Genomic DNA, 12,823 nt, shown 5'->3' with positions numbered 1-12,823 from the left:
CCCCGTCTCCTACCGCCCCGTTCGCGCCGGCCGCCGCTTTTACCGCTGGCGCCGGCGGGGCGGCCGGCGCTAGCCTCCAACCCGATGGTCAGACGCATGCTGTCCCCCGTTAGTGTTCGCGGCCGGCTGCTCGCCGCCTTCGGAGCCATGGTGGTCCTGACGACGGCGGTCGGCGGGGTCGGCTGGTTCGGGCTGGGGGAGACGGAACGCGCCCTGCTCTCCCTCCAGCGCGAGGGGTTGGGCAACATCGCGCTGGCGATGCGGATGGCGGAGCTGAGCACCGGCTTGGCCGCCCGCGCGCCCTTCATCGCGGCCATCGAGGCGACGCCCAGCCTGGACGAGGAGCGCAGCCAGCTCGAACTCAAGCTCGCCGACCTGACCGGGCTGGTCAACCGCCTGCCGGGGCTGGAGCGTGCTTCGCTGCATGTCCCGTCCGACGTGCCGTCGCTGGTTCGCCTCGCCGGCCGGCTCGACGGCACCTTGCGCAACCTGATGGACGTCACCGGCGAGGCCATCGCCGTGCGGGCGGAGGCGTCGGCGATCCGGCTCGGGCTGGAACACCAACGCATCCTCGGCGAAACGCTGGCCGGGGCCGCGGCCAGGACCTTCGAGCATCCCGGCTTTCCCGGCCTTGAGGGAACCGGGGCGCCGCCCCTGCCCTTCTCTGTCCTGCGGCTGGCAGACCGCACGCGCGACGCCGTCTCCGCCGCCCTGACGACCACCAGCCCGACCGACCTCATCCGCTGGTACAGCGGCTTCGATGCCGACCGGCAGAGCCTGCGGGCAATCGACACCACGGCTCCGGCGCTGGCGATCATGGCCCCCTCGCTCGATCAGCTTCTGACCGTGCTGGACACCCAGTCGGCCGTCTTCGACATCCGCACCCGCCAGCTCGGCATCGAACAGCGCAGCCGGTTCCTGGTCGCCGCCGCCAACACCCTGTCGGTCCAGCTGAACCGCGAGGTCGAGAGCGTCACCAGCACGATGCAGACGGCGGCGCGCAGCCGGGGCGACGCGACCTTCTCCGCCCTGTCGTCTGGCAAGGCCAGCATCCTCGCCTTGGGTGCCCTGTGCGCGCTCGCCGCCATCGCCGCGGCGGTCTATGTCATGCGCGACGTTGCCGGCAACCTGCGCGCGGTGACGCGGGCGATGTCGGCGCTGGCCGGCGGCGACCGGCTGGTCAGCGTCCCCGCCACCGGCCGGCCCGACGAGATCGGCGACCTCGCCCGCGCCTTCAGCGTCTTCAAGGAGAATGTCGCGGAGCGCGACGCACTGGCCCGCAAGCTGGGCGAGAACTCCCGCATGCTGGAAGCCGTGTTCGTCAACATGAACGACGGGCTATCGGTGTTCGACGAGAATGGCCGGCTGGTCACCTGGAATCCGCGCTTCCTCGACCTCAACGGCTTCACCCCAGCCGAGGTCGCCGGCCGCGAGCTGGCGGAACTGCAACGCAGCCTGCTGCGGCGCGGGGTCGGCATCCGCATGCTCGACGGCAGCAGCGTCGATCTCGACGCGCTGACCCGGCTGCGGACGGAACAGGCGGTCCGCTGCGAGCATCACTTCCCCGATGGCCGGGTGGTGGAACTGCACAGCAGCCCGATGCCGTCCGGCGGCTTCATCACCACCTATTCCGACCTGACCGAACGCAAGGACATCGAAAAGCAGCTGCGTCACGCTCTGAAGATGGAGGCGGTCGGCCAGTTGACCGGCGGCATCGCCCACGACTTCAACAACCTGCTCGCCGCGATCATGGGCAATCTGCAGATGATCCACGACGAGTCGCCGGAGCAGGACCCGGTGCGCGGCAAGGCGCTGCGGGCGCTCGACGCCGCGGAACGCGGCGCCACGACGATCCAGCGGCTGCTGGCCTTCTCGCGGCAGCAGGCATTGCAGCCGCAGGCGGTCGACCTGAACGAACTGGTGGAGGGCATGCTCGACCTGCTGGCCTATGGGCTGGGCGGCGGCATCGTCCTAAAGACGGCGCTGACGCCGGGGCTGCCTCCCGCCCTGGTCGATCCCGGCCAGTTGGAGAACGCCCTGCTCAATCTCGTCGTCAATGCCCGCGACGCCATGCCCGATGGCGGCACCATCGTCATCGCCACCGAAGCCGCCACGCAGGATTCCAGACAGGATGGGAGCGACGCCATCGTCCTGTCGGTCCGCGACGACGGCAGCGGCATGCCGCCCGCCGTGCTGTCGCGCGTCTTCGAGCCCTTCTTCACCACCAAGCGCTTCGGGCGGGGCAGCGGGCTCGGCCTGTCGATGGTCTACGGCTTCGTCCGCCAGTCGGGCGGCAAGGTCGACATCCAGAGCGAGGCCGGCGTCGGCACGCTGGTGGCCATGGCCTTCCCGCGCGCCCGGATGCTACCGGAAACACTGGTCCTGCCGCGCGACCCCGGCCCGGTCGAAGGCGGCCCCGAACGCATCCTGGTGGTGGAGGACGATCCCGCAGTCCGCACGACCACGGTCGACATGCTGGCGGCGCTGGGCTACCGGGCGGTGCCGGCGGCCTCGGCGGAAGAGGCGCTGCTCCTGCTGGAGGGGACGGCGTTCGATCTCCTGTTCACCGACGTCATCCTCACCGGCGGCATGAACGGCCCCGCCCTGGTCGCCGTCGCCAAAATCCGGCAACCGACGCTCCAGACCCTTTTCTGCTCCGGCTATGCACGGGACTTCCTGGTGGAAAGCGCCAGTCTGCCGCTCGACATCCACTTCATTCAAAAGCCCTACCAGAAGCCCCTGCTGGCCGCCCAGATCCGCAACGTCCTGGGCGGTGTCCCGCCCGCGGCCCGCGGCCGGGCGGAGATTTCGGCCCTGCCGGGACAGGCCTGACGCCGAACAGGTTCCCGAAAACGGAAAAGCCCGCTTCCCCCGGCATGGGGGGAAGCGGGCCCGTCGAAGCCGGTCCGCCTGCTCAGTTGGCTGCGGACTTGATCTCGGCATCCCAACGGCCCAGCAGCCGCTTGCGCTCCTCGACCATGCCGTATTTCTGGAAATTATAGTCGATCAGCCGGACATCCTCGAATTTCGGTGCGTCGGGCGGCAGCACCGACCGCTTGTTGGACGGCGTCATCTGGAAGTTGGTGGCACCGTAATCCTGGGCTTCCGGCGTCAGGGCGAAATCGTAGAACTTCTTGGCCGCCTCAAGGTTCTTGGCGCCCTTCAGGATGCTCATCGAACCGATCTCGTAGCCGGTTCCCTCGCAGGGGGTGGAGATCTCGACCGGGAATTTGTTCACCTTCTGGATGACGCTGTCGTTGACCCAGGAGATGCCGACCAGCGTCTCGCCCCGCGCCACCGCCGCCGCGGGTGCGGCCCCGGACTTGGTGTACTGGTTGACGCTCTCGTTCAGCTTCTTCAGATAATCGAAGCCGGCATCCTCCCCGAAGATCTGCACCAAGGTCGCCACCGCGGTATAGGCTCCCCCCGACGAATTGGGGTTGGGCATCTGGATCTCGCCCTTGAATTCCGGGCGCAGCAGGTCGGCCCAGCATTTCGGCGGCTGGATGCCCCGCTTGGCAAGCATCTCGGTGTTGTAGACGAAGCCGAGCGCACCGGCATAGATGCCGACGCTGCGTCCCTGCGACTGCTTGTACTGGCTCTCCGCCCAGGATTGCAGGTCCTTCATCTGCCCGCTCTCGTAGGCAACGGTCAGGCCTTCCTCGGCCGCCTGGAGATGCGGATCGCCCGAGCTGCCCCACCAAATGTCGATTTTCGGATTGGCCGCCTCGGCGCGGATCTGGGCCAGAGCCTCGCCGGCGCTCTTGCGGGTCATGGCGACGCCGATGCCGGTCTTCTTCTCGAAGGCGACAACCATGGCCTTGCACCATTCCTCCTGCACACCGCACATGACGGTGACGCTTCCCTGCGCATAAGCCGGGATCGCGGCAAGCGCAACCAGCGCACCGATGCCGACACCGGCAAACTTCATCTTGGCAACCGCACCAACCATGAGAGGAATCCTCCGAGTGAACTTGTGTTCTTGTTTTCTCTGACGATATCGCGTCGCCCAAAAGCTTTGGAACTTCAGGGAAAGGCTGATATCAATGGCGAGGAGGGGCAAAGGCAACTTTCCCTGTTCCTTCGACCGCCCCCGTATTTGTGCATGGCGCATTGTTTGCCGGCACCATTGTTTCCGATTGTTCATACAAGGGCCGAATGAATGGCGGATGTCACCGTTATGCGAAATCGGCGAAACACTGTTAACCGAAGGCTCCCGGCTCTGCCCGGATCGAGGCGTGCGGAGGCCGGCGACCTTGAGTGACTCCCTCGTCGCCGCCGCCAACCGGGCGCGTGGATGCGCCGGTTTCCTGCCCGTCGAGGCGGTGATGGCACTCGCCGACGACGGTGTTCTGGTGCTCGATCCGTTTTCGACCCTGGTATCGCCGGGCGTCACCCTGGCGGCCGGCGTCACGCTCTGGCCCGGCACGATCATTCAGGCGACGGGGGGCGGCGAGGTGACGGTCGGCAGCGGCACCCGGCTCTTTCCCGGCACACGCATCGTCGCTGCCGGCGCACGGGTGACGATCGGTGCCGACACCGAAATCGGCGAAGAGGGTGGCTTCACCATCAAGGCCGATCATCCCGACGGCCTGATCGAGATCGGCAGCCGCGTCCGGCTGCTTGGCGCCGGTTCGCTCGCACTCGACAACCACATCGGTGACGGTGCCCAGATCCTCGGCGCGATCCGGATGCAGAATTGCAGACTCCAGGCCGGCGGCAGCCACCGTGACCCGGACCCGGACCGGCGGGGCGGCGTCCTCAAGGGCAGCGGCGTCGCCCGCGACCTCACCGTACCGACCGGAATGGTCATTCAGGCTTTCGGCCTGTTCAACGAAGCCCCTCTGCGCCCTCAGTCCTTCTTCCATCCGAAACAGCGGACGTGACGCCAAGTGAAGCGGCCCTGGAGGCACTGAACATTCGGGCAATGCGACAGGCTGCGGTGAGCGTCCAGCCGCTCCGGCACGTTCGGGTTGAGTGCGCGGGCGGCTCGCAGAGCGGCGATGTCGCTCCCACTCCTCCCGCTTGGGCAGTTAGGAGCACCAGACATCGGCGGAGCGCTCGAAGGTCATCTGAACATCGAAGAAGCGCATGATCGCAGGATCGTTCCGTACTGGCGTGTGCCCACGGCGTTCCATCGACCAGGCCACCCAGATCTGACCGCGGCGCTTGGGGACCGTCCCAATCTCGTTGCATTGCGGCAGATGGAAGACGACAGCATCGGCGTCGGCCAGGAACTCCCGGTTGTTGGTGAAACGATACTCCGAAGAGCAGGGGAAGCTGGCCCAGTCCGGACAGGAATCGAAAAAGCTGTTTTAGAACAATATTGTAGCTTCTCGCCCCGTTGCCGCGCCGCCCAGCGACATGTCATTCCGTTCCGTTCAAGCCGATGAAGAGCCAACACAAAACGCTTTCCCTACAGACTCAATATAATATATGGCTATGACATCCTAGAAATACCCACAAGCCATCATCAAGACTCGCAGTTGGCAGAATCAAATGCCGAGAAAGAACATCAAAAATGAGATCGATGGCAATTTTTATATTATACATTTTTTGGAATATATTATAAATCTTCATTTAAAGTGTCGATTCAGTCTTTGGCTTTGGATTTATAGGGAAAATTTCAGAATCCGGCTTGAGCCATTTCGCCCAACGCGGTCGATCTGAGTTTCCCTTCTGCTCCACCTTGACGATATCTAAAAGGACTTGAGCGACTTGGCCCCCGTCATCCCGCCTGTGATCCATCAGACCTGGAAGAGCCGGGAGATTCCGAGCGAGTTCCAGGCCCTTCAACGAAGCTGGATCGAGCACAATCCAGGCTTCGCCTATCGGTTCTGGACCGACGATGACATCGAGCGTTTCGTTGAGGCCGAGCACCCGGCGCTGCTGCCGGTTTTCCACGGCTACGCCGATCCGATCGCGCGGGTCGATCTGGCGCGCTACCTGATTCTGCGCCGGTTCGGCGGGGTGTACGCCGATCTCGATTTCGAATGCCTCCGCCCGATCACGGGGTTGCTGGACGGTCGGAGCTTCGTCGTCGGGCTGGAGCCGGAGGAGCATGATGGCTTGGCGAAGGCGGTCGAACGCGGCCTCTCCCGCATTCTCTGTCCGTCCTTCCTCGCATCCGTTCCCGGTCACCCTTTCTGGGATCATCTGCTGAACCGGCTGGTCGAGGCGCGCCACTGCGCGGATCTGCTCGATGCGACCGGCCCTTTCCTGCTGACCCGCGCCCATGCGTCCTACGAGGCCGCCCATCCGGGCGGAACGGAAGCCGCGGCCGCGGTGACGGTGCTGCCGCCGAACCAGCTCTATCCGGTCACCAAGGACGATTGCTGGAGCGGCCGGCTGTTCGATCTCGTCTTCTGGGAGCAGGCGACGCGAGACGCCTACGCCATCCACTATTGGGAAGGCACTTGGTTCCGCAGCGATGCCGAACGCACTCCGAGATTGCCGGATCGGGTCACCGCGGTGGTGTCGGACGGTTCTGCCGCCCCGACGGCCGGCTCCGCGGCGACCGCGGGCGACACGGGCGATCATCCGCCGCTCATTTCCTGCCTCATGGTCACCAAGGGCGGGGATGGCGGGCGGGCGGACATGCTGGCCCTGGCGATCGGCAGCTTCGCGCGGCAGAGCTGGCCGAACAAGGAACTGGTCATCGTCTGCGACGCCGCCGCCCGCGATGGAGACGGGCCGGAGGACCCGCTGGACGCCGTGATCCGGATTGCCGGCAGAGCGGACATCCGCCTTGTCCGGGTCGACGGGCCGGGCCGGACGCTCGGGGAACTGCGCAACATCGCGGTCGACAGCGCCAAGGGCCGCTATGTCTGTCAATGGGACGATGACGATCTCTACGACCCGATGCGGCTAGAGGTCCAGCACATGGTCCTCGCGCGGACCAATGCCCGTGCCTGCCTGCTGGGGCGGTGGATGATCTGGTGGCCGGGCCGGCAAAAGCTTGCGGTTTCCTGCGAAAGATACTGGGAAGGGTCTCTGCTGTGCGAGAAGGCGGCGATGCCCCGCTATCCGCACCTGCGGCGTGGCGAGGACACGCCGCTGGTGGACCGGCTGCGGCAAACCGTACGGCTGGTCCGGCTGGATATGCCCCGGCTCTACACCTACATCGTCCATGGCGCCAACACCTTCGCCGCCGAGCATTTCGAGGAGCATTGGCAAATCGCCACCTGCCGCTTCACCGGCGACCGTTATGAGACGGTGCTGCGGGAAATGGCCAAGCGGCTGCCAATCGATGCAGTCCGACGGCAAGCCACGGCGATGTCCCGGCCAGGTCCGGCGTCCCACCCCCTTCCCCCATCGGATCGGACGGGCCAAGCCCCGACGGCTCCCGCAATGTCTACCGGGGCATTGCGGACCGCCAAGGTCCTGGTGCTGACGCCGGTCAAGAATGCGCGCAGCCATCTGCCTCGCTACATGGAATTGCTCGACCGGCTCGACCATGACCCCGGCTGCCTGTCCCTCGGTTTCCTGGAAAGCGACAGCGTGGATGGGACCCATCCGTGGCTGGCCGAACGCCTGCCGGCCCTGCGCGGCCGCTACCGCCGGGTGACCCTGCTGCGCCAGGATTACGGATTCCATCCAGAGGGACCGCGCTGGCTGCCGGCGGTCCAGCGTGCCCGCCGCGAGATCCTCGCCCGTTCGCGAAACCGCCTCCTCCAGGCCGCCCTTGCCGACGAGGACTGGGTGTTGTGGCTGGATGCGGACCTGATCCACTATCCGCCCGATTTCCTGGGGCGTCTGCTGGCGGCGGGACGGGACATCGTGACCCCGCATTGCGTTCTGCCGAACGGCACCACCTTCGACCTCAACAGCTTCGCTCTGGAGCCGGGCGGCGAGCGGCCGGAGCATCTGATCGACGGCCTGTTCCAACCGCCGAGAGGCATCGGGCGCCGCTATCTCGACTCCTTCCCGGAAAGGGACGCCGTGCCGCTAGACGGTGTCGGCGGCACGGCGCTGCTGGTGCGGGCCGATCTGCATCGGGAGGGGCTTTGCTTCCCGCCCTACAGCCATCGGGGCTACATCGAGACGGAAGGGTTGGCCGCGATGGCGAAAGACATGGGGATCACCTGTTGGGGGCTCCCGGCGGTGAAGATCGTCCATGCCGACCATTGACGCGGCGGTCATTCAGTTCCGCCCGGCGGACCGCGGCGGCTACGGCGATGGCCGGCGCTTCGGCCCTGACAACTGCTCATTCAAGGGATGAATCCGGTGTTCGAACCCGAACCGGCCCAATCGGGCCCATCGCCGACCGCGGACGGCCCGGCACTGCCCACCTTTGCGGCCAGCATCGTCATCTGCACCTATCGGCGCCCCGAGCTGCTGGATGCCTGTCTGGCCAGCCTGCTGGATCAGCAGCTCCCGGACGGTTTCCACGAAATTCTGGTGGTCGACAATTCAACCGGCTGCGAAGCCCGCCCGGTCGTGGAGCGCTGGCAGCCCTTCTTCACCTTGCGGCGCACCCCGCTGCGCTACCTGCTGGAAGAGCGCAGCGGGGTCGCCTTTGCCCGCAACCGCGGGGTGGCGGAGGCGGTGTCGCCGCTGATCGTCTTCATCGACGATGACGAAACGGCTTGCGACGGCTGGCTCGACCGGATGACCGAACCGTTCCGCCGCTTCGGCGACGCGGTGGACATCGTCGCCGGCGAGGTCGAGCCGGATTTCGGCGATCAGCCTCGCCCCGACTGGCTGAGCGACGACCTGTTGCATTTCTTCTCATGCCGTTGGGGGTGGGACACCCAGCCACGCTTTCTCCAGCTGCCGGAGTGGTTCGGTGAAGGAAACTGCGCCTTCCGCAAGGTTCTGATGGCCGGCCGGCAATTCCCGACCGATATGGGGCGCAAGAGCGGCGGACTGATGTCCAACGAAGGCATCATCTTCCAGGACATGCGGCGGGAGGGAGCCAAGGCCTATTACGTGCCAGGCGCCTTCGTTCTGCACCGTATCCATCCCGACCGGCTGAACCGGCGCTGGCTTATGCGGCGCATGTTCTTCCAGGGCGTGTCCAACCGCAAGACAGTGGACCGCATGGGAGTGGACGTTCCCCAGGCCGACTTCATGCTGAATCTGGCCAAGCTGGCCACGCTGGATGTCGAGACGCTGGAAGGCGAGAGCATCCGCGCCGTCGCGGGGCTGTATCACCAGATCGGCTACGCGATGGGAAGCGTGCTGCACGGAGACGGCTGAGGACGCGTCGGCATCGCCCTCGCCCGGGTGCGACAGCCCGGCCGGCGGCCTTGCCGGTCCGCCAGCAAGCCTGTTGCCCCTGTCGGCTTGCCGTAAACAATTAAAAATTTACTGAGAATAATTGCACAACTTCCTGTTTTATTCATAATTGTCACGGGTTTTTCTCATGCCTCTGCCACAAAGTTTTTTGTCGTAAATAAATGCAACAAATAGTGCGTTGATAACTGCGCACCCCCTTGTTAGGCCCGTAGTGATAGCCTTGAGCCGACAAAGGCCAAGCTTCATTCACCACAACCATTAGATGTTGTGATTTCAATGTTTTTAGTTTCACACTGTGTGAAATGGAGGAGATTGGCGTGGCCGGCACACTTGACCTTGGTGTAAGCTATCCCACTGGATCAACCCAAGCGGTCAGTCCGTATTCCACGATCATCGGCAGCACCGCAAAAGACGTCATCACGTTCGGGTCTGACGGCAATACAGTGTCGATCTCCTTGCTTGAGACTCTGATCGGCAGCGCGGGTACGGATTTCGTTACATTGGATGCGGGTGGCAACACTCTGCAGGTTTCGCTGCTGGAAACACTGGCAGGCGGCGCCGGCAGCGATGTCGTCGAGTTGAGCGGATCGGGTTCGACCATCCAGGTTTCGCTGCTGGAGACGCTGACCGGTAGCGGCGGCGTCGACATCGTCACGCTGGCGGGGACGCTCGGCACGACGCTGCAGGCCTCGCTGCTGGAGACTTTGGTCGGCGGCGTGGGCACCGATGCGATCAGCCTGGGCAGCGCCGGCAACACCGTGCTGGTTGCAGATCTGGAGACGCTGACCGGTGGCGCCGGCACCGATGTCGTCACGCTGGGCGGGACCGGCTCGTCGATCCAGGTCTCGCTGCTGGAAACGGTGATCGGCGGCATCGGCACCGACATCATCACGCTGGCCGGGACGCTCGGCACGACGCTGCAGGTTTCGCTGCTCGAAACGCTGGTGGGCGGCACTGGTAACGATGTCGTTACCGTTGACGGGACCGGCTCGACCATCCAGGTCTCGCTGCTGGAGACGGTGATCGGCAGCGTCGGCACCGACATCATCACGCTGGCCGGGACGCTCGGCACGACGCTGCAGGTTTCGCTGCTGGAGACTTTGGTCGGCGGCACCGGCAACGATGTCGTTACCGTTGACGGGACCGGCTCGACCATCCAGGTCTCGCTGCTGGAGACGGTGATCGGCAGCGTCGGCACCGACATCATCACGCTGGCCGGGACGCTCGGCACGACGCTGCAGGTCTCGCTACTGGAGACTTTGGTCGGCGGCACCGGCAACGATGCGATCAGCCTGGGCAGCGCCGGCAACACCTTGCTGGTTGCGGGTCTGGAGACGCTGACCGGCGGTGCCGGCACCGATGTCGTCACCATCGACGCGGCCGGTTCGACCATCCAGGTCTCGCTGCTGGAGACGGTGATCGGCGGCATCGGCACCGACATCATCACGCTGGCCGGGACGCTCGGCACGACGCTGCAGGTCTCGCTGCTGGAGACTTTGGTCGGCGGCACCGGCAACGATGCGATCAGCCTGGGCAGCGCCGGCAACACCTTGCTGGTTGCAGGTCTGGAAACACTGACCGGCGGTGTCGGCACCGATGTCGTGATCATCGGCTCCGCAGGCAGCACGCTGGCGGTGACCGGCATCGAGACGCTGATCGGCGGCGTCGGCACCGACATGGTCTATCTGGCGACCACCGGCAGCACCGTCACGCTGACGAGCATCGATATTGTGATCGGCAGCACCGCCAACGACGTGGTGACGCTGGCCAATACGGGCGGCAACACCGTGCAGATGCTCGGCATCGAGACGCTGACCGGCAGCATCGGCACCGATGTTCTGACGCTGGGCAGCGGCGGCGGAACGGTCACGGTCTCGCTGTTCGAAACGGTGACCGGCGGCGCCGGCCTGGACATCGTCAACATTGGCACGACCGGCAGCACGCTGGCGGTGTGCGCCGTGGAGACGCTGACCGGCGGCGTGGGCACCGATGTCATCACCCTCTGCCCGAACGGCAACACCGTTCTGGTCGCGGCTGTCGAAACGCTGATCGGCAGCACGGCCTCCGACGCCATCGCTCTGGGCACCGCCGGCAACACCATCCTGGCGTCGGCGCTTGAGACGCTGACCGGCAGCGTCGGGACCGACGTCGTCACCCTCGGTTCGGCCGGCAGCACGATGCTGGCGACCGGGCTGGAGACGCTGACCGGCGGGGCCGGCACCGACTTGGTGTTCATCGGCCTGACCGGCAGCACCCTGCTGGTGTCCGGCATCGAGACGCTGGTCGCCGGATCGAACATCGACACGGCGAACACCCTGGTCGACATCGTCACTCTGGGCACCGCCGGCAACACCATCACCCTGCGCGGGCTGGAGACGCTGATCGGCGGGGCCGGCACCGACGTCGTCACCATCGGCGACACCGGCACCACCATGCTGATGTCGAATGTCGAGACGCTGACCGGCGGCACCGGGATCGACGCCATCAGCCTGGGCACGGCCGGCAACACCCTGGTGCTGAACGGCCTGCTGGAGACCCTGACCGGCGGTGTCGGCACCGACGTCGTCACCCTGGGCTCGACCGGAACGACCCTGCTTGCCGGCGCGCTGGAGACCCTCACCGGCGGCGCGGGTTCGGAACTGATCTATCTCGGCTCGGCCGGCAACACGCTTCTGGCGTCCGGCATCGACATCCTGATCGGCGGCGTCGGCACCGATGTCGTCACGCTGGGCACGGCCGGCAACACGGTGCTGCTGCGCGGCATCGAGACGCTGACCGGCAACGTCGGCACCGACATCCTGACGCTGGGCGACACGGGCAACACCGCGACTGTTTCGCTGTTCGAGACGATCATCGGCGGCACCGCCACCGACGTCATCGCCTTGGGCACGGCCGGCAACACCGTCTTCGTCTCGGCCGTCGAGACGCTGACCGGCAATGTCGGTACCGATGTCATCACCCTCGCCTCGGTCCTCGGCAACACCACGCTGGTGTCCGGCATCGAGACGCTGACCGGTCAGGCCGGCAACGACGTCGTCACGCTCGGCACCACCGGCAGCACCGTCCTGGTGTCGCTGCTGGAGACCCTGATCGGCAGCACGGCTTCCGATGTCGTCACGCTCGGCACCGTGGGCGGCACCCTGCTGGCCTCGGGCATCGAGACGATCACCGGCGCTGCGGGTACGGACCTCATCTTCCTGGGCTCGGCCGGCAACACGGTCCTGGCTTCCGGTCTGGAGTTCCTGATCGGCGGCGCGGGCAGCGATACGGTCACCCTGGGCACTTCGGGCAACACGGTCATCGTCCGTGGCCTCGAGAGCCTGACCGGCGGCGTGGGCACCGACGTCATCACCATCGGCGACACCGGCACCACCATGGTGGTTTCGGGCATCGAGAGCTCACCCATCAGCGCTCACCACCCGTAAACCCCTGTGCTTACAAGAAAGTTGCACTTCAGAATAGAACCTACCCGCCATGCAGACGGAAAACACATAAGTGCCGTTATGGAAAATATGCGAACCCTCATGCGACGTCGCATGGCCCCGACCAGAGACGTTGTTCGGTATGCCGATCATTGGCAATC

6 protein-coding genes and 1 pseudogene are annotated in these 12,823 nt (G+C 65.6%); 5 read left to right on the top strand and 2 right to left on the bottom strand.

Going from position 1 to position 12,823, the window contains the following annotated elements; translation table 11 throughout:
• Positions 1-96: 96 nt before the first annotated feature.
• Positions 97-2,832 carry a PAS-domain containing protein gene (locus CRT60_RS20830; protein WP_161958100.1) on the top strand — a complete coding sequence of 912 codons (2,736 nt, stop codon included), beginning with the start codon at positions 97-99 and terminating at the stop codon, positions 2,830-2,832.
• An 82-nt stretch (positions 2,833-2,914) separates the two neighbouring features.
• Here CRT60_RS20830 and CRT60_RS20825 read toward each other — a convergent pair whose 3' ends face one another.
• Complete coding sequence (locus CRT60_RS20825) at positions 2,915-3,952, bottom strand: ABC transporter substrate-binding protein (protein WP_244592659.1); 1,038 nt, start codon at positions 3,950-3,952, stop codon at positions 2,915-2,917.
• Positions 3,953-4,328: 376 nt separating this feature from the next.
• Between CRT60_RS20825 and CRT60_RS20820 the strand changes: the two genes are divergently transcribed.
• Positions 4,329-4,886 (top strand): LbetaH domain-containing protein, encoded by a 558-nt coding sequence (locus CRT60_RS20820; RefSeq protein WP_204562039.1) that lies wholly within the window; start codon positions 4,329-4,331, stop codon positions 4,884-4,886.
• 147 nt (positions 4,887-5,033) lie between these two features.
• Here CRT60_RS20820 and CRT60_RS37810 read toward each other — a convergent pair.
• Positions 5,034-5,249 (bottom strand): annotated as a pseudogene (locus CRT60_RS37810) (hypothetical protein); the annotation flags it as partial.
• A gap of 469 nt (positions 5,250-5,718) precedes the next feature.
• On the opposite strand from CRT60_RS37810, the gene CRT60_RS20810 reads away from it, so the two are divergent.
• The 3 genes from CRT60_RS20810 (at position 5,719) to CRT60_RS20800 (ending at position 12,665) form a co-directional block, all read left to right on the top strand.
• The gene (locus tag CRT60_RS20810) at positions 5,719-8,130 is read left to right on the top strand and encodes a glycosyltransferase (protein WP_244592658.1); all 2,412 of its coding nucleotides are present in this window, start codon (positions 5,719-5,721) and stop codon (positions 8,128-8,130) included.
• 96 nt (positions 8,131-8,226) lie between these two features.
• Positions 8,227-9,201 (top strand): glycosyltransferase family A protein, encoded by a 975-nt coding sequence (locus tag CRT60_RS20805; RefSeq protein WP_244592657.1) that lies wholly within the window; start codon positions 8,227-8,229, stop codon positions 9,199-9,201.
• 494 nt (positions 9,202-9,695) lie between these two features.
• Positions 9,696-12,665: a beta strand repeat-containing protein gene (locus CRT60_RS20800; RefSeq protein WP_143273334.1), complete on the top strand. Its 2,970-nt coding sequence runs from the start codon at positions 9,696-9,698 to the stop codon at positions 12,663-12,665.
• The last annotated feature ends 158 nt before the right edge of the window (positions 12,666-12,823 follow it).

It is taken from the genome of Azospirillum palustre, from assembly GCF_002573965.1.
GTDB classification, from domain to species: Bacteria; Pseudomonadota; Alphaproteobacteria; order Azospirillales; family Azospirillaceae; genus Azospirillum; species Azospirillum palustre.
Note: the sequence above shows the minus strand (reverse complement) of the source record. Positions and strands in the feature narration are given on the sequence as shown.

Excerpts from the sequence above, each read along its gene's own strand:
- CRT60_RS20830 (WP_161958100.1), top strand. The coding sequence starts at position 97 with ATGCTGTCCCCCGTTAGTGTTCGCGGCCGGCTGCTCGCCGCCTTCGGA.
- CRT60_RS20825 (WP_244592659.1), bottom strand. The coding sequence starts at position 3,952 with ATGGTTGGTGCGGTTGCCAAGATGAAGTTTGCCGGTGTCGGCATCGGT.
- CRT60_RS20820 (WP_204562039.1), top strand. The coding sequence starts at position 4,329 with ATGGCACTCGCCGACGACGGTGTTCTGGTGCTCGATCCGTTTTCGACC.